This window comes from Kitasatospora sp. NPDC036934 (genome assembly GCF_055608425.1).
This window is the reverse complement of record NZ_JBVJQR010000014.1, coordinates 257,097-274,857: the sequence shown is the minus strand read 5'-3', so window position 1 is coordinate 274,857 and position 17,761 is coordinate 257,097. Positions and strand designations below refer to the sequence as shown.

The window sequence follows — 17,761 nt, the reverse complement described above, 5'->3', positions numbered from 1 at the left end:
GGGCGATGTGCCGGGCGGCTCAGTGGCGGTGGTGGTTGTCGGGCTGGGCCGGGTCGCCAGGGTGTTCCAATCCCGCTACCAGGGTGAGGCGTTGGGCGCGTTCGTGGTCGAGCCAGCGGACGAAGGCGGCTCGGCGGGCGGCCTCTCGGAGAGTCGGGGTGGGGTCGGGGTTCTGCGGGATGGTGAGGGTGGCGAGGAGCATCGCCGTCCAGGGGCCGACGGTGACCCACTCGCCCGGCGGGGCCTCGCGGAGGGCTTCGGCGAGGGCCGCCGGGAGGGTGTCGGGGTCGGCTTCGAAGCCACCGTCGGGGAGGGCGAGGTGCCAGCGGGTGGCCGGTGGGCGGGCGGTCATGCCCCGGTAGTGGGCGATGTCCTCGGGCGGGGGCTCGATGCGGGCGGTCACGGATGCGTAGACGGCACGGACGGCTGCGCTGCCCTCGTAGGCCGCCGCCGTGATGGAGCCGAGTTCGACGGCGGCCTGTTGGTCGAGGCGGGCGGGGCCGGAAGACCCGACCGGCAGCCCCCGCTCGGCGGCGACCGTCTCGCAGAGGGCCTCGGTCAGCAGCACCTGCGCGACCCACCGGACCAGTTGCCGGTCCTCCGAACTGCCGGGCTGCGGAAGGGCGGTGGAGCGCGGGCCGGCCCGCAGGGCGGCGAGGCGCGCGTCGAGGGCGGTGCGTGGGATCGGGTGCCCGTCGAGCAGGCCGAGGGTCATGCCTCCACCACCAGGGCGACGGTCGGGGCGTACTGGCAGCGGCCGAACCACATCACCTTGGCCAGGGCCCAGTACGCACCGGGGTCGAGGGACTCGGGAGCGGCGACCGCGAAGTCGACGGTGACGGCGGAATCGGCCGGCACGGCGAAGCCGCGCACCGGGTCGACGATCGCTCCCCAGGTGCCCCACGGGGAGACGAGTTGCAGCTCACCACGGATCTCCCCGCGCGTGCGGTTGGTGAGGGTGAGGCAGAGAACGGCCCGCCCGCCGGGGGCGACCCGCAGGAGTTCGTCGGAGACGTCCACGGACAGTCCGGTGTCCCGGCCGGTCATCGCCTTGGTGCCCTGGGCGGCCGTCCAGTCCTCGGGGGCGTCCCCGGCGACGGGCAGCAGCCCGGGCAGCTCGCCGACGGCGATCGACACCACGTCCTCGATCTGCTGCCCGTCGTGCTCGATCCGGACGGCCGCGAAGTGCAACCCGGGTTCGACGTCCGACGGCGGTGTCAGGGTCACCGGGAACCGCAGGTGACCACCGGCCGTCAGCCGGTACGGGCGGGTGCCGACGCTGCTCGCCCAGCCCTCCGGCGGCAGCACCACCGCCGTGCCCTCGACGGCGGCGTCCCGCAGCTGCGAGGAGAGCACCACCGAGAAGGTCACCGCCTCCCCCGCCGTCCGCAGCAGTCCGGGCGCGGCACCGACCGACACCGGCAGGTAGCCGAGCGGTGCCGGGCCCCGGTTGTGCAGCCAGTAGCGGGCGTGGACGGGCTGGGCGGGTTCGGCCACCGGGCCGAGCTCGGGGCCGTCGGCGCGGGTCGACACCTCGGGAACCCCGAGCAGGGTGACGATCTGCGACCCGGCCAGGGCCAAGTCGGCCGGGCCCTGGGGGCGTTCCAGCAGGTCGGCGGAGCGCAGGTCGGTCAGGCCGAGCGCGCCGCCGAGCCGTGCCGTCCGGCCGAGGCCGGTCGACTCGACCAGCCGGACGGTGAGGTCGCCGCCCCCGGAGGACGCCGAGCCGTGGGCGATCGGGTTCCCCACCGGCTTGAGCGCGCCGAGCAGCACCTCGCGCTGCGGCTCGACCCGCAGCCAGGAGAGGGTCCCGGGCAGCGGCCCGTCCTGCACGGCGGCGACGAGCCGCGCGTACAGCGGGTGGTTGAACTCCTGCCCCTGCGCGGGCAGCGTCTGGGCCCGCCAGTCGCCGTCGCCACCTACCAGCGCATAGCTGAACTCATGTGTCCAGTGCTGGAGTTGGAAGGGGGAGCCGTCCGGCAGGGTGCGTCGGGGCGGGTCGATCCAGACGCCGGACGGCCAACCGGTGCAGGAGCGCATCAGCGACAGGTGCAGCGCGCCGCTGGTGTCCACGGCGAAGCCGGGCAGGCCGAAGCTGAGCAACGCCACGGTGTGATCGGCGAGTTGATCGGTCACGACCGCCGGGCAGACGGCGGTGATCCGGGCGTCCGCGAGGTCGTCCACCAGGGCCGCCACATCGGCGACCACCAGGGCCGGCAGGGCGCGCAGGTCGCGCAGGTCGGCGTCCGGCCGCCACACCTCGACAAGCGGGGTGAGCGCGGGCACCCACACCGCGCCGTGCGCCTTCAGCGCGGCCGCGTACTCCTCTCCCGCCTCCTCGACCAACTCCCTTGCCGCATGGTTGACTTCCGGGCCGCCGATGACGATCCGGAAGTCCGGCAGGTTGGAGTCGACGTCCAGCCAACCGTACCGCGCCCAGTCCGCCCCCGAGGTGGTGGCGGTGACGCCGACCCGGGCGAGTGCGACCACCAGCGGGCGGGCGTCGGCGGCATCGTCCAGCGTGGGGACGACCACCTCGGCCACGCCGAGTGCCCGTGCGCCGGTGACCTCGCCGGTGGCGGAGGTGAGCACGGCGCGCGCGGTGGCACCGAGGCCGAACCAGGTGTTGGCCGGGTTGTCCAGCGTCCACGGCGCCTCCGCCGAGTCGACGTCGGGCATCGCGAAGCCGCGCCCGACGACCGCCCCGGCGACCTCGCTGACCGGCAGCCCACCGGGGACGTCCACCGGGAAGCGCAGCCGCAGCAGCCGGTCGGCGCCGGAGTAGTCGAGGACCCTGGTCCGGCAGTCGACCCGGTCCAGGCCGCGCCAGAGCGTCACCGTCTGCTCGTAGCGGAGGCCGTCGACCGTGCCGCCGATCACCAGCCGCTCGCCGAGCGTGCCGGCCTCGCGGCGTACGGAGCCGGCGGCGGCCCCGGAGCCGGCCACCGGCCCGCTCGGCACCAGGTGCCACGGGCCCTCGCCGAAGTCGGGGTGCTGCGGGTACTCCTGGTACACCCGCAGTTCGTTGCCGATCCGGCCTTCCTGGATCAACTCCCGTTCGTGCAGCAGGTCGTGGACGGATGACAGCCCACCGCCCCGCGCCGGGTCGGCCGTCACCCGGTACCGGCCGTTGGTGATCACCGCACCGGGGGCCTCGACCCAGGTCGGCTCGGGCTCCCCGGGAACCAGCCGCCAGGTACGCCACCCGAGCGCGGGCACGTCCGCCGCCAGGAAGCGCAGCGTCCCCCGGTCGACGGCGCTCGGCACCGGCGCGCCCGTCTCGTCCAGGACGCGCACCGACGCTACGCCGGGCGGCAGTTCGACCGTAGCCAGGCCCGTCCGGTCGAAGGACAGCGTGTTGGTCACCACCACCGCCGAACCCGCACCCACCGCAGAACCGGGGCCCACCGCAGAACCGGGGCCCGCCGTGGAGCCCCCCACCGTGGAGATCCGGGCCGTCAGCGCGTCCAGCGCCGCGTCCCGGACGGCTGCGGCAAGGTCGTACGCCTCCCGCCAGCCACCGAGCAGGTCCAGGTACACCTGGTCCGACTCGCTGCCCGTGATCGCGTCGTGGTGCGCGCCGTAGGCGAGTTGGCGCCACACCTTGTCGAGCGCGGCGGCCGGGTAGCTGCCCAGCCCGTTGACGACGGCCAGCGCGGCGAGCTTCTCCGCGTCCACCGCCGCGACCTCGCCCGCCCGTTGGGCCTGCTTGGTGTCGATGTAGGAGACGTCCTTCCCGGTGTACACCGGGTTCATGTCGCGGGTCTGCGGGCTGGGCCGGCGGCCGGCGGCGGCGAGGTCGGCCCGGACGGCGTCCAGGAAGTCGCGCGGGGTGGCGCAGACGAACCGCGGCCACAGGTACTTCTCGGCCCAGGAGCGGTGGATCGCGGTGACCCACTTGTTCGGCGGGGTGTAGTCCGTCCCCACCGGCAGCAGCAGGTTCTTCGTCGCCCCGACCGGCTTGAGCTTCCGGTACAGCTCGTACACGGCCTGCTCGGCGGTGGCGAGGTCGGGCGAGGAGTCCATCCACCAGCCGGCCGAGTAGTGGTGGGGCATGTAGTGGGTGAGCACGCCCTCGCCGCCGGGCGCGATCCACTCGAACTCGCTGGGGAACTGCATCACCCGGGCGTCGTCCTTGCCCTCGCGGAAGTTCTTCTGGATCGGGCCCCACTGGTGGAACGGCCCGCGGGCCCAGGCGCTGCCGGTGAGCCCGGCCGCGGCGAGGTGGCCGGGGAACTGCGGGTCGTGCCCGAACACGTCGAGCTGCCAGGCGGTCTGCGGGTCGCCGCCGAGGATGTCGCGCTGGTAGCCGATGCCGTAGACGATGTTGCGGATGGTGGTCTCGGCGCCGGTGAGGTTGGTGTTGGGCTCGTTGTAGGTGCCGCCGACGAGTTCGACCTGCCCGCGCTCCAGCAGGGTCCGGAGCACCGAGCGGCGCTCCGGGTGCTGGTCGAAGTACGGCTTCAGGTAGTCGACTTCAGCGAGCACGAACTTGTACACCGGGTCCCGCAGGGCGAGGTCCAGGTGGGCGTCGACCAGGGCGAAGCCGTTGCGCTCCCACAGCGGCCGGGTGGTGGCGTCGGCGGAGAGCAGCTCCCACGGGGAGGTGTAGGCCGCCTGGGTGTTCCACCAGACCGGGTCGTAGTGGAAGTGGGAGACCAGGAACATCGTCCAGCCGGGCTCCGCGACCTCCACCACGCCGGCGGCCTCGCTGGACGACGCCCTCACCTTGACGGGAAGTCGGGAGCCGACGGCCGCCCCGGTGATCTCCAGCGGGACTTCGACCAGCCCCGTGCCGGTCGCCTCGCCGCGAACGCCCGCCCCGCTGACGGCGATCCGGGCGGCCGGTCCCTCGACCGTGACCCGCAGCAGCTGGCGCGGGGCGTCCTCGGGACCGGTGAACAGGTCGGTGCTCTCGACGGCGGTGATGGTGGTGACCGGCACGGGGGGTCCTTTCGGTACGGAGGCCTACTGGCCCCAGGCCTCGAACTCGTAGATGCGCGCGGCCGGGTCGCTGTTCTGGGTGGGCTTGGTGACGACCAGCCGGACGTAGCGGGCAGTGGTGTCCACCGGGTGGGTGGTGGTGCCCGCGGTGTTGCCGGTCACGGTGGCGACGGTCGTCCACGGGTCGGTGGTCCTGGAGCGGGTCTGGATGGAGAAGTCCCGGGTGTTGTACGAGGCGCTCTCGCCGCCCGCCTGGGCGTGCTTGACCACGAACGTGGACAGCTTCTTCGCCGAACCGAGGTCCACCTCGAGCCACTTGGACGCGGTCAGGGTGCACCACTTGTCGCTGTTGCCGCCGTTGACGCTCCCGTTGACGGCCTTGGCCGGGCCCTCGTTGGCGTTGCACTGGCCGGAGGCGGTGGCGGGGCGCTTCAGCGCCAGATTGGTCGAGGTCGAGGGCGGCGAGCCGTCCCAACCGACGGTGGTGGAGGCGACGCTGGAATGCCCGTAGGTGCTGGACACCGCCTCGACGTCCAGTGTGGTGGTGGCCTCCGTACCCGCCCGGTCGAGCTTCCCGACGAAGTACGCGTCGTTGGGCGTGGCCCCCAGGAAGGTGCGGGTGCCGTCCGCGTTGCGCCGGTACACCTCGTAGTGGTGGACGTTGCCGCCGGGCGCCGCCGTCCAGGAGAGCCTCAGCGACTGGCTGGCGCCGGCCGTCACGTCGCTCGCGCCGAGGACGGTCAGCCCGCCCGGCGCGGCCGGCGTCTCCACCGAGCCGTCGTAGAGGGCGACTTGGCCGACCCGCAGGTCGTACGAGGGATCCGACCCGGCGGCCTGGAGGGCGAGCTGGGAGATGGTGCGGCCCGCGTACCGGGAGAGGTCGAGGGTGTGCCGCTCCCAACCGGTCCCGGAGTTGTCCCCGACGTCCACGGTGGTGAAGCTGCCCGGGGCGTCGGTGAAGGAAACCGCGGCCTTGAGCCTGGTCGGGCCCGCGGCCGGGGTCTTGACCACCAGGTCGAGCTTGGTGTTCGCGGCGACGGGCAGCTTGGTCTGGTACAGCCGTACGGTGTTGGTGGCGTCCAGAGTGCCGGTCAGCCGCAGCGAGGAGCCGCCCTGGTAGGCGTCGGTGAAGTCGACCGACGGGCTCAGCTTGCTGCCGCTGGAGTCGACCACCCAGCGGTAGGTCGGCGGGACGTCCTGCAGTGAGAGGTTGTTCCAGCCGCCGGTGGCGACCCGGGTTCCGGCCGCGTTGTAGAAGTCGCCCTGGCCGGTGTCGAAGTTGGTGACGAAGGGCTTGGCGGTGATCGGCGAGGACTCGGCGACGTAGCCGGCCAGACCGGGCCAGCTGCTGGAGAGGTCGGTGTTCGACGGGTCGTTCTTGGCGCCGACCCAGTAGCGGGCGTCCTTGGCGTAGAAGTCGGCCCGGTCGGTGGCGGACTTCCAGGTCCACTCGGGGCGGTAGAGGCCGAGCGAGGTGGTGTGCGGCTGCCCGGACGGGAAGAGGGTGTTCCAGTCGACGGAGGTGTTGTAACCGTTCGCCTCGGTGTCGACGCCGGAGTACAACTCGTACTCGCTGCGGCCGAGTTGCCGGGCCAGGGTGCGGGAGGAGTCCAGACCGTCGGACGTCCAGCCGAAGTTGAGGAACATCGAGTCCGAGGTGCGCTTCGGACCGTCCTGCAGGAACGGCGAGTTGGCGGAGGTGAGGGCGTTCTGCCAGTCCACCGCGCCGGATGTGGTCATCGCGTCGTACCACATGAACTCGGTGCCGCTCTGCGCCTTGGTGTACTGCATCAGGTCGCGCAGGTCGGTGGCGAGGCCCGCATCGCCGCCGCCGGTCTCCTGGTTGATGAACCAGCCGTCGAAGCCGTAGTACCGGGCGGCCTGGGTGAGCTTGTCGGCGACGGGGTAGCGGCCGCCGGACTTCTGGACGAAGTCGCGCACCCACTGGAGCTGGCCGCCGTACGCGGCGGGCGGGAAGAAGACGGTGCCGTAGACCTTGACGCCGTTGCGGTGGGCGGCGTCGATCACGGTCGGGTTCGGCGCGAGGATCAGGCCCTCGCCGGCCGAGCCGCCCCAGAACACCAGCTTGTCGACGTACTGCCAGTAGCCGAAGGCGTAGTAGTTGGGGTCGGCGGAGCCCTGGGAGGGATTGTTGGAGGTGGGGCCGAAGGAGACCAGCGAGGCGATCTTCCCCTCGCCCGCCCGGGCGTTGGGGTTGGCGGCCAGGGCAGGGTCGCTGGTGCGGGGCTGGAGCGGGACACGGGAGCGGTTGAACCGGGCGTCCGGGTCGGTGGCCGGGTCCCAGTTGAGGATCGAGCTGGGGTACCAGTAGGAGGCGTACGGCTGGCTGCCCGAACCGGCTGTCGCCGTCGTGGCGGCGGAAGCAGCGGCGGGCCCGGTCCCGGCGGCGGGTGCCGGGGCCGGTCTCGGTGCGGCCCCGGCCGAGGGAGCAGCCCCGGCCGAGGGAGCGGCCGTCAGCGCGGCCGTCGCGAGCGCGGCGCTGAGCAGCAGGGGGAGGCGTCGTGACATGCGGTGGCTCCGATCGAGCGGAGGAGGTGGGGGCGGGCCGCCGTCGCGGACGGGGCCGGGCTGCATGTGGGCGTGCCGGTACTGAGCGGTGGAGTCGCAACGAGCGGTCCTCCCGGGGGCCGGGACCGGTACGCACCCAGGGTGGAGCCCGCTCGGCGCAGCGAGGCTAAACCGGTTCAGAACGACTGTCAACGGCCCGCGCAGCAACCACTCCACGGAGCTACGTCGCGCCGAGCCAACCGGCGTACGACACGCCCCCCGGCGGCGAGGTCGACTCCCGCACCGTCAGCCGGGGCGTCGGCATCTGCAGGTCCCGCCCGGCCCCCGCCCCGTCCAGCGCCTCCAGCAGGCTGCGGGCGACCTGCTCGCCGAGCGCGAAGGTGTCCCGGCTGAGCGCGGTCAGCGGCGGGTGGACGATCCGGGCGAGCACCGAGTCGTCGAAGGAGACGATGGACAGCTCCCCGGGCACCGCGACGCCCATCTCCCCGGCCACGCCGAGCCCGGCGACGGCCATCACGTCGCTGTCGTAGACGATCGCGGTGGGCCTCCGGGGCCGGGAGAGCAGGGTGCGGGTGGCCGCCGCGCCCTCGGCGTCGCTGAAGTCGGTGGGCACCGACAGAGCCTCCTCCAGGCCGAGCCGGCGCGAGGCGTCGCGCAGCGCGCGGATCCGGCGCTGGGTGTGCTGGAAGTGCGGCAGCCCGGCGAGGTGGGCGATCCGGCGGTGCCCGATGGCGGCCAGGTAGTCGACGATGGAGAGCATCGCCTCCCGGTCGTCGGCCCAGATCCGCAGCTGGTTGCCGCCCTTGCCGGGGCCGCCCAGCACGACGGCGGGCAGCCCGAGTTCGTCCAGGACGGGCAATCGGGGGTCCCTGACCTGGAGGTCCACCACGATGAAGCCGTCCACCCGGTGTTCGGAGGCCCAGCGCCGGTAGACCTCGATCTCGGCGGCGGTGTCCTCGACCACCATCAGGTGCAGGGCGATCGAGCTGGCCGAGAGCACCGCCTGCAGGCCGGACAGCAGTTGGCTGAAGAACGGCTCGACGCCGATGGTGCGGGCGGGGCGGGCTATCACCAGGCCGACGGCGTCGGACCGGGCCCCGCCGAGGGCGCGGGCGGCGCTGTGCGGGCGCCAGTTCATCTCCTCGGCGACCCGCAGGATCCGGTCCCTGGTCGCCTCGCTGACACCCGGGCGGCCGTTGAGCGCGAAGGAGACCGCGCCCTTGGAGACACCGGCCTGGCGCGCGATGTCGGCGATCGTCGGTCTGCCCACGGAACCCGACTCCTCTCTTGACAGCCAAGTTTAGGCGGGAGCATAGTCCCTGCCAGAGCTAGACCGGTTTAGTTAGTCAGTTTCTGGAACTCGACACAACCCAAGAACGCGCAAACCCGCGAGCTCACCGTCCACGTGCACCCACCCCGGACACAACACCCCGGACACCCGCCCCGGACACCCACCCGAGCTCGCCGCGATCCCCCACCCACCCCCAGGACCGGGAGACCCTCATGCGAAGAATCTGGGCGGCACTGACCACGACGGCCCTCACCGCGGCGGCCCTCACCGGCTGCGGACTCGGCTCCGGAGACACCAAGAGCAGCGACAACGTGGCGAGTGCGGCCGCCACCGGTGAGGTCAAGGGCAAGGTCTCGATCCAGACCTGGTCGCTCAAGCCGAAGTTCACCGACTACATGCAGGGCGTGATCGACGGCTTCAAGAAGAAGTACCCCGGCGTCGAGGTCGACTGGCTGGACCAGCCCGGTGAGGGCTACGCCGACAAGGTGCTCAGCCAGGCCGCCTCCGGCACCCTGCCCGACGTGGTCAACCTCCCGCCGGACTTCGCCTTCCCGCTGGCCAAGAAGGACGTCCTGCTGGACGTCGCCAAGGCCGACCCCAAGGTCGCCGACGAGTACGTGGCCGGCGGCGTGAACGCCTACCGCTACCACGGCTACCAGGGCACCTTCGGCTACCCCTGGTACCTCAACACCGATGTGAACTACTGGAGTTCGGACCTTCTCGAAAAGAACGGCCTGGACCCGAAGAAGCCCCCGGCCGACCTGGACGAACTCCTCGCCCAGGCCCGGGTGATGAAGGAGAAGTCCGGCGGCCAGACCTACCTGATGAGCCGCAAGCCGGGCCTAGGCGACCTCTACAACATCGGCGTGAAGATCATGTCCGACGACGGCAAGTCCTTCACCTTCAACACCCCCGAGGCCGCCGCCCTGCTCGACAAGTACCGGGACGCCTTCAAGGACGGCCTGATGCCGAACGGGGTGCTCACCGACACCTACGCCGGCAACTCCAAGCTGTTCAGCGCCGGTACCGCGGCCTGGACCACCGGCGGCGGAAACTTCATCACCAGCCTCGCCACCGACAACCCCTCGCTCGCGCCGAAGGTCGTCCCCTCCCCCGCGATGGGCACCCCGCCGCTGTACGTCCAGGGCCTGTCCATCCCCAAGAACACCAAGAACCCGGCCGCCGCGGTGGCGCTCGCCCGCTGGGTCACCAGCCCGGAGAACCAGGCCGCCTTCGCCCACCTGACCAGCGTCTTCCCGTCCACCAAGGCCTCCGCGAACGACCCCTTCTTCAGCAGGAGCGACGGCACCAACGCGGGCGACGCCAAGGTGATCGCCTTCAACTCGCTCGCCAAGGCCCAGCTGATCCAGCCGGTCGAGGTGGACGACGCGATGGGCACCATCGTCAAGCAGCAGTTCGCCCTCGCCATCGGCGGCCAGACCAGCTCCAAGCAGGCGCTGGACACTGCCGTCGAGCAGTGCGACAAGCTGCTCAAGGGCTGATCCACCCGCCCCGCACCACCCCACCGCGCACCACCCCACCCCACGCCGTCCCACACCCCCGGTGACTCCCGTACCGGCGCAGCGGCGGGCCTCCCCCACACCCGCCGCCCCGGGAATGACCCGTACCGCCCCGGCCCCCGGAAGGCCCAGGGCCCAGCCCCAGGAAGGCCCCCGCATGACCCACCGGCGTTGGTTCACCCCATGGCTGCTCGCCGGCCCCGCGATTCTCTGGCTGGCCGTCTTCAACCTCTGGCCGGCCGTCAACACGGTGATCCTGTCCTTCACCAACGCCAAACCCATCGGCGGCGGGCACTTCACCGGCCTGGAGAACTACGGCCGCCTGCTGGACGACGCCCAGCTCGCCGACGCCCTGCTGAACAGCATCGTCTTCATGCTGGTCTGCCTCCCGCTGCTGACCGTCCTGCCGCTGCTGCTCGCCCTGCTCGTCCAGCGCCGGATCCCCGGCATCACCTTCTTCCGCACCGCCTTCTACACCCCGGTGATCGCCTCCGCGGTCGTGGTGGCGCTGATCTGGGGCTGGGTGCTGGACGACCGGGGTCTGGTCAACGGCCTGCTCCAGCAGACCGGCCTGGCCGACTCCCCGGTCTCCTTCCTCACCGACCGCTGGCTGCTGCTGTTCAGCGCGATCGCCCTGACCGTCTGGAAGGGCCTGGGCTACTACATGGTCATCTACCTGTCCGCCCTCGCCAACGTCCCGCGCGAGCTGCACGAGGCGGCGGCCGTGGACGGCGCGAGCTCGCTGCGCCGCTTCTGGCACGTCACCCTGCCCGGGGTGCGGCCGACCATGGTGCTGATCTCCGCGCTGATCTCGGTGAGTTCGCTGCGCGTCTTCTCCGAGCTGTACGTACTCTCCAACGGACAGGGCGGCCCCGGCGGCCGCGACATGTCGGTGGTGATGCTGATCCAGATGTACAGCCGCGGCTTCAACGGCCACCTGGGCTACGCCTCCGCGCTGAGCCTGCTGCTGTTCGTCATCACCCTCGGCCCGATGCTGTTCCTGATGCGGCTGAACCGGAAGGCGGCCTGACCCCGTGACCACCCTCCGCCCGAAGACGGCCCGCGGCTTCAACACGCCGTCCCCCGCCCAGACCGCCGCCCGCTACCTGCTGCTCCTGCTCGTCCTGCTGCTGGTCATCGGCCCCTTCCTGTGGCAGTTGTCCACCGCCCTCAAGGGCCCCGCCGAGGACGTCTACACCCGCACCCCGGCCTTCCTGCCCGAGCAGCCGACCCTCGGCAACTTCGGCAAGGTCGCCGACACCATCCCGGTGTGGACGTACGCCCTCAACTCGCTGACCGTCGCCGCCGTCTGCATCACCGGCAACGTGGTCGGCTGCACCCTGGCCGGCTACGCCCTGGCCCGGCTGCGCTTCCGCGGCGCCAGGCTGGTGCTCGGCCTCTTCCTGGCCACCCTGGTGCTGCCCGGCGAGGTCACCATCGTCTCCCAGTACGTACTGGTGCGCGGCCTCGGCCTGGCCGACAGCCTGGCCGGCGTGGCCCTGCCCGGGGCGATCGCCATGCTCAACGTGCTGCTGATGCGCACCGCCTTCGCCGCCGTGCCGCTGGAACTGGACCAGGCCGCGCTGGTGGACGGCGCCAACGTCTGGCAGCGGCTGTGGTACATCGGTCTGCCGAACGTGCGCGGCATGCTCAGCGTGATCGTCATCTTCACCTTCATCGGCGCCTGGGACGACTTCCTCTGGCCGCTGATCGTGCTCAACGACCCGCAGAAGTACACCCTGACCGTCGGGCTCCAGTACCTCAACGGCACCTTCTCCGCCAACCCCCGGCTGATCGCGGCCGGCACCATGATCGCCTTCCTGCCGATCGTCGTGGTGTTCGCCGTCTGCCAGCGCTTCTTCTTCAAGGGCGTCGAGGAGGGAGCCGTCAAGGGCTGAGCCCCCCGAGGACGAGACCCCGTCCGTACGCCCCGAACCAGTTGAGGTAGCCCCCGTGACCACCCCCGTGACCGCCACCCCGCAGGCCCCGCGCTTCGGCGTCAACTACACCCCCAGCTCCGGCTGGTTCCACCACTGGCTCGACTTCGACCTGGACGCCGTGCGCGCCGACTTCGACTCCGTCGCCGCCCTCGGCCTGGACCACGTCCGGGTCTTCCCGCTGTGGCCGCTGTTCCAGCCCAATCGCACCCTGATCCGCCCGCGCGCCGTCGAGCAGCTGACCACCCTGGTGGACGCGGCCGGCGAACGCGGCCTGGACGTCGCGGTGGACGGCCTCCAGGGCCACCTGTCGAGCTTCGACTTCCTGCCGTCCTGGACCCGGACCTGGCACCGCCGCAACCTCTTCACCGACCCCGAGGTGCTGGACGGCCAGGCGGACTACCTGCGCACCCTCGCCGGGGCGCTGAGCGAGCGGTCGAACTTCCTCGGGATGACGCTCGGCAACGAGATCAACCAGTTCTCCGGCGCCCCGCACCCCGAGCCGGACCGCTGCACCCCCGCCGAGGCGGAGGCCTGGCTGCGCCGGATGCTCACCGCCTGCGAGCAGGGCGCGCCCGGCCGGCTGCACCTGCACGCCTCCTACGACGCCGCGTGGTACCTGGACGAACACCCGTTCACGCCTTGGCACTCGGCCCGCCTCGGTGCCGCCACCGCCGTGCACTCCTGGGTGTTCAACGGCACCGCCCAGCGCTACGGCGCCCACTCCACCGCCACCGCCCAGCACGCCGCCTACCTGGTCGAGCTGTCCAAGGCCTGGGCCGACGACCCGGCCCGCCCGGTCTGGCTGCAGGAGGTCGGCGCGCCCGCCCCGCACATCACCGCCGCGGACGCGGCCCGGTTCACCGGCGCCACCGTCGAGGCCGTACTGGACTGCCCGGACGTCTGGGGCGTCACCTGGTGGTGCTCCCACGACGTGGACCGCTCGCTCGCCGACTTCCCCGAACTGGAGTACAGCCTCGGTCTGTTGACCACCGATCGGAGGGTCAAGCCGGCCGGCGCCCGGCTCGCCGAGGCCGCCGCAGAGGCCCGCCGGAGCTGGCGGCCGCCCGAGCCGCGCGGCACCGCCGTGGTGGTCGCCACCGGCGACGAGGTCACCTCCCCCCGCCGCGCGGACTGCGGCCCGGGCGGACCGGTGTACGAAGCCTTCATGCGCCTCGCCGAGGCCGGCGCCCGGCCGACCACCGTGCTCGCCGAACGCGCCGAGGACGCGGCGCACCTGGCCGCGCGCGGCATCACCGAGGTGGTCCACCCCTCCGACGTACGTCCCCGGTAGTACCCCAGCCGTCAGTACCCCAGCCGTCAGCACCCCAGCCGTCAGTACCCCAGCCGTCAGCACCCCAGCCGTCAGTACCCCAGCCGTCAGTACCCCAGCACGCAACGGAGCCTGCCGACATGCACGATGACCGCACCCTCGTCGAGTCCCGCCTCAAGCGCGTCCTGGAGGAGCGCATCCTCCCCGCCGTCTACCCCGAGTCCGTCCCGCTGGAGGCCGGCATCTGGACCGCCCCCGGCGAGCCCGTCCCGGTGGCCGAGGGGCTGGCCGCGCCGCGCACCCCGATCGCGGCCGGCGACGCCTGGGGCGCGCCCTGGGGCACGAGTTGGCTGACCGTGTCCGGCACCGTGCCCGAGGCCTGGGCCGGCCGGACGGTCGAGGCGCTGATCGACCTCGGCTTCGACGCCAACATGCCCGGCTTCCAGTGCGAGGGCCTGGTCTACCGCCCGGACGGCAGCCCGGTGAAGGGCCTCAACCCGCGCAACCAGTGGGTGCGGATCGCCGCCCCGGCGGCTGGCGGCGAGCAGGTGCTGCTGCACGTCGAGGCCGCCGCCAACCCGGTCATCCTGGACTACCACCCCTTCCTGCCAACCGAGTTGGGCGACAAGGAGACGGCCGGTGACCAGCCCCAGTACAAGCTGGCCCGGCTGGACCTCGCGGTCTTCGACGACATCGTCTGGCAGCTGGCACTGGACCTGGAGGTGCTCGGCGAGCTGATGGCCGAGCTGCCGGTGGACGGCTCCCGCCGCTGGGAGGTGCTGCGCGCGGTCGAGCGCTGCCTGGACGCGATCGACCTTCAAGACGTCAACGGAACGGCCGCGCAGGCCCGTTCGGAGCTCACGGCGGTGCTGGCCGCGCCCGCCGCGCCGTCCGCGCACCGGATCAGTGCGATCGGCCACGCCCACATCGACTCCGCCTGGCTGTGGCCGCTGCGCGAGACGGTGCGCAAGGTGGCCCGCACCACCGCCAACATGACCGCGCTGCTGGAGGACGAGCCGGAGTTCCGCTACACCATGTCCCAGGCGCAGCAGTACGCCTGGATCAAGGAGCACCGGCCCGAGGTGTACGCCCGGGTGCGCAAGGCGGTGGCCGAGGGCCGGTTCATCCCGGCCGGCGGCATGTGGGTCGAGTCCGACACCAACATGCCCGGCTCGGAGGCGATGGCCCGGCAGTTCGTGCACGGCAAGCGGTTCTTCCTGGAGGAGTTCGGGATCGAGAACCACGAGGCCTGGCTGCCGGACACCTTCGGCTTCACCGGCGGCCTGCCGCAGATCATCCGCAACGCCGGCTCCAAGTGGCTGCTGACCCAGAAGATCTCCTGGAGCCAGGTCAACAAGTTCCCGCACCACACCTTTCTCTGGGAGGGTATCGACGGGACCCGCATCTTCACCCACTTCCCGCCCGTGGACACCTACAACTGCTCCATGAAGGGCAGCGAAATCGCCCACGCGGCAAGGAACTTCAAGGACAAGGGGGTGGCCCGGCACTCGATCGCCCCGACCGGCTGGGGCGACGGCGGCGGCGGCACGACCCGCGAGATGGTCGCCAAGGCGGCCCGGCTGCGGGACTTGGAGGGCTCGGCCACCGTCCGCTGGGAGAACCCCGCCGAGTTCTTCGCCAAGGCCGAGGCCGAGTACCCGAACCCGCCGGTCTGGGTCGGTGAGCTCTACCTGGAGCTGCACCGGGCCACCCTGACCAGCCAGGCCAGGACCAAGCAGGGCAACCGGCGCAGCGAGAACCTGCTGCGCGAGGCCGAACTCTGGTGCGCCACCGCCGCGTTGCGCAGCGGCAGCGGCAGCGGCAGCGGCAGCGGCACCGGCACCGGCACCGGCACCGGCACCGAGGAGGCGTACGAGTACCCGTACGAGCAGCTGGACCGGATCTGGAAGACGGTGCTGCTGCACCAGTTCCACGACATCCTGCCCGGCTCCTCGATCGCCTGGGTGCACCGCGAGGCCGAGGCCACCTACGCGGCGCTGGCCCGGGAGCTGGAGGCGCTGATCGGCGCGGCCCAGCAGGCGCTGGCCGGTCCGGCGGAGGGCGGGCGCGAGCTGGTGTTCAACGCCGCGCCGCACCCGCGCTCGGCCGTCCCGGCGGGCGGCGCGGCCGTCGCCGTCACGGCCGGTCCGGCCTGCACGGCGACCCCGCTCGACGGCGGCGGCTTCACCCTGCGCAACGGCCTGCTGGAGGTGGTGGTCGACGCCGACGGCCTGATCGGCTCGGTGGTGGAAACGGCGAGCGGCCGGGAGACCGTCGCCCCCGGCAGCCGGGCCAACCTGCTGCAGCTGCACCCCGACTTCCCCAACATGTGGGACGCCTGGGACGTCGACCAGTTCTACCGCAACACCGTCACCGACCTGACCGGCGTGGACTCGCTCACCGCCTCGGCCGACGAGGACCGGGCCGAGGTCCGGATCGCCCGCTCCTTCGGCTCCTCCACCGTCGTCCAGACCCTCACCCTGCGCGCGGGCGAGCAGCGGCTCGACATCGACACCGAGGTCGACTGGCACGAGACCGAGAAGTTCCTCAAGGCCGCCTTCCCGCTGGACGTCCACACCGAGCGCTACGCCGCCGAGACCCAGTTCGGCCACCTCTACCGGCCCACCCACACCAACACCAGCTGGGACGCCGCCAAGTTCGAGGCCTGCAACCACCGCTTCGTCCACCTGGACGAGCCCGGCTGGGGCGTCGCCCTGGTGACCGCCTCCACCTACGGCCACGACGTCACCCGCACCGTGCGCCCGGTCGACGGCGGCACCACCACGACCGTCCGCTTCTCGCTGCTGCGCGCCCCGCGCTTCCCCGACCCGAAGACCGACCAGGGCCTGCACCGCTTCCGGCACGCACTCGTCCCGGGCGCGGCGATCGGCGACGCCGTCCGCGAGGGCTACCGGATCGGCCTGCCCGAGCGGCGGGTCACCGGCAGCGCCGAGCGGGTGGCACCCCTGGTCGAGGTGGACGACGACGCCCTGGTGGTCAGCGCCGTCAAGCTCGCCGACGACCGCAGCGGAGACCTGATCGTCCGGGTCTACGAGGCGGGCGGCGGCCGGGTCCGCGGCCGGCTGAGCACCTCCTTCCCGCTGGCCGGCGCCGTCCCCTGCGACCTGCTGGAGCGGCCCTGGGACGGCACCCGCGGCGAGGTGACGGTGGCGGACGGCTCGGTCCGGCTGGCACTGCGGCCGTTCGAGCTGGTCACCCTACGGCTCAGCGCGGCCCGCTGACCGACCGTCCCGCGTACCGTGAGAGCGCCCCGGCCCCGCCCGGCCGGGGCGCCGCCGATCCCCGTGGAGCCCGCCATGCCGTTCACCCCGCTGTTCGCCGCCGTCGACATCGGCGGCACCAAGATCGCCGGGGCGCTGGTCGACGGCGCCGGGCGGCTGCGGCACCGGCTCCAGCTGCCCACCCCCGCGCGGGAGCCGGGCACGGCCGTGCTCGCCGTCGTCCACAAGGTGCTGGAGCAGCTCGCCGGCACCCCCGACTGGACCGCCGTGACGGCCGTCGGCATCGGCAGCGCCGGCCCGGTCGACCTCGCCGGCGGCACCGTCAGCCCGGTCAACATCCCCGGCTGGCGCGGCTTCCCGCTGGTCGCCGAGGTAGCCGGGCACCCGGCGGTGGCCGACCGTCCGGTCCGCCTGGCGGGGGACGGCGTCGCGATGGCCGCCGCCGAGCACTGGCAGGGCGCGGCCCGGGGCGCCGACAACGCCCTCTGCCTGGTGGTGTCCACCGGCGTCGGCGCCGGGCTGGTGCTGGACGGCGCCGTCCGGCCCGGCCCCAGCGGCAATGCCGGACACCTCGGCCACATCACCGTCGAACTGGACGGCGAGCCCTGCCCGTGCGGCTCCCGCGGCTGCCTGGAGGGCCTGGCCAGCGGCACCGCGATCGCCCGCCGGGCCCTCGCCGACGGCTGGCGCCCGCCCGGCGGCGACCGCACCGCCCGCGGCGTGGCCGCCTCCGCCGCCGCCGGCGACCCGGTCGCCCTGGCCTCCTTCGACCGGGCCGCCCAGGCGCTGGCCGCCGGGATCGCCGCCACCGCCGCCCTGGTCGACCTCCAGCGGGTGGTCGTCGGCGGCGGCGTGGCCACCGCCGGAGCGGTGCTGTTCGACCCGCTCGCCCGCCACCTGGACCGCTACGCCGCCCTGTCCTACCTCCGCGGCCTGGACGTGCGCCGCGCCGAACTCGGCACCGACGCCGGGCTGATCGGCGCCGCCGCGCTCTGCCGCTGACACCTGCCCCCGGAGACCCCGGC

The 17,761-nt window shown here is 72.7% G+C and carries 10 protein-coding genes; 6 read left to right on the top strand and 4 right to left on the bottom strand.

The window, feature by feature from the left end; translation table 11 throughout:
• Nucleotides 1-19 precede the first annotated feature (19 nt).
• From ACZ7BZ_RS23245 to ACZ7BZ_RS23230, 4 genes are all read right to left on the bottom strand, one after another.
• Nucleotides 20-715, bottom strand: a complete 696-nt coding sequence (locus ACZ7BZ_RS23245; RefSeq protein ID WP_470359956.1) for a DUF7158 domain-containing protein — start codon at nucleotides 713-715, stop codon at nucleotides 20-22.
• Nucleotides 712-4,944, bottom strand: coding sequence for a glycoside hydrolase family 38 N-terminal domain-containing protein (locus tag ACZ7BZ_RS23240; RefSeq protein ID WP_470359955.1), 4,233 nt, complete (start codon nucleotides 4,942-4,944; stop codon nucleotides 712-714). Before ACZ7BZ_RS23240 ends, ACZ7BZ_RS23245 begins: the two co-directional genes overlap by 4 nt.
• A gap of 24 nt (nucleotides 4,945-4,968) precedes the next feature.
• Complete coding sequence (locus ACZ7BZ_RS23235; RefSeq protein WP_470359954.1) at nucleotides 4,969-7,473, bottom strand: endo-beta-N-acetylglucosaminidase; 2,505 nt, start codon at nucleotides 7,471-7,473, stop codon at nucleotides 4,969-4,971.
• A gap of 220 nt (nucleotides 7,474-7,693) precedes the next feature.
• Nucleotides 7,694-8,743 (bottom strand): LacI family DNA-binding transcriptional regulator, encoded by a 1,050-nt coding sequence (locus ACZ7BZ_RS23230; protein WP_470359953.1) that lies wholly within the window; start codon nucleotides 8,741-8,743, stop codon nucleotides 7,694-7,696.
• A 233-nt stretch (nucleotides 8,744-8,976) separates the two neighbouring features.
• Here ACZ7BZ_RS23230 and ACZ7BZ_RS23225 point away from each other — a divergent pair, with 233 nt between their 5' ends.
• The 6 genes from ACZ7BZ_RS23225 (at nucleotide 8,977) to ACZ7BZ_RS23200 (ending at nucleotide 17,738) form a co-directional block, all read left to right on the top strand.
• Nucleotides 8,977-10,266 carry an ABC transporter substrate-binding protein gene (locus tag ACZ7BZ_RS23225; protein ID WP_470359952.1) on the top strand — a complete coding sequence of 430 codons (1,290 nt, stop codon included), beginning with the start codon at nucleotides 8,977-8,979 and terminating at the stop codon, nucleotides 10,264-10,266.
• 175 nt (nucleotides 10,267-10,441) lie between these two features.
• A complete protein-coding gene (locus tag ACZ7BZ_RS23220; RefSeq protein WP_380460827.1) occupies nucleotides 10,442-11,314 on the top strand; it encodes a carbohydrate ABC transporter permease in 873 nt (290 codons plus the stop codon).
• 4 nt (nucleotides 11,315-11,318) lie between these two features.
• A complete protein-coding gene (locus tag ACZ7BZ_RS23215) occupies nucleotides 11,319-12,182 on the top strand; it encodes a carbohydrate ABC transporter permease (protein WP_470359951.1) in 864 nt (287 codons plus the stop codon).
• A gap of 55 nt (nucleotides 12,183-12,237) precedes the next feature.
• Complete coding sequence (locus ACZ7BZ_RS23210; protein WP_470359950.1) at nucleotides 12,238-13,515, top strand: glycoside hydrolase 5 family protein; 1,278 nt, start codon at nucleotides 12,238-12,240, stop codon at nucleotides 13,513-13,515.
• A gap of 119 nt (nucleotides 13,516-13,634) precedes the next feature.
• Nucleotides 13,635-16,736, top strand: a complete 3,102-nt coding sequence (locus tag ACZ7BZ_RS23205; RefSeq protein WP_470359949.1) for an alpha-mannosidase — start codon at nucleotides 13,635-13,637, stop codon at nucleotides 16,734-16,736.
• Between the two features lie 75 nt (nucleotides 16,737-16,811).
• A complete protein-coding gene (locus ACZ7BZ_RS23200) occupies nucleotides 16,812-17,738 on the top strand; it encodes an ROK family protein (RefSeq protein WP_470359948.1) in 927 nt (308 codons plus the stop codon).
• The last annotated feature ends 23 nt before the right edge of the window (nucleotides 17,739-17,761 follow it).